The 378-nt window shown below is 62.7% G+C and carries 1 pseudogene; it reads left to right on the top strand.

The annotated features are described in order from the left end of the window. A pseudogene (locus FY112_RS00045) lies at nt 1–378 on the top strand (hypothetical protein); the annotation flags it as partial.

Raw genomic sequence — 378 nt, 5'->3', positions numbered from 1 at the left:
CGCTTCGCCACGCCTTCACGGTGAAACTGCCGCCGCAATACCGCACGCTCGGCGATGAGTATGTGGCGATCTCGCTCTTCGTCGACGAACAATGGGAAACGCCGCCGGCAAACAGAAATGTGGACACCGGAGGCGCGCGCCGGGCCGATCCGCGCCGCTTCGACATGGAATTCATGGACAACGACTACACTCTCTTCTGGCTGACGGAAGAGGAGTTTGCAGCACCGCTCGGCTCACCGCCGGCCATCGAGGGCGCTCCTGTTCCCGGCTGGCTCTCGAAATCGCCGCTCGATTATTGCGGCGAATTCAACCTGCCGAGAACGGTGGCCGAGCAGCAGGCGAAAAGCGTCTTTTCGCCCGGCGGACTTGCCGTCAACG

This window comes from Rhizobium sp. PEPV16 (assembly GCF_008919455.1).
Lineage (GTDB): Bacteria > Pseudomonadota > Alphaproteobacteria > Rhizobiales > Rhizobiaceae > Rhizobium > Rhizobium leguminosarum_Q.
This window is presented reverse-complemented; position numbering and strand designations above follow the sequence as displayed.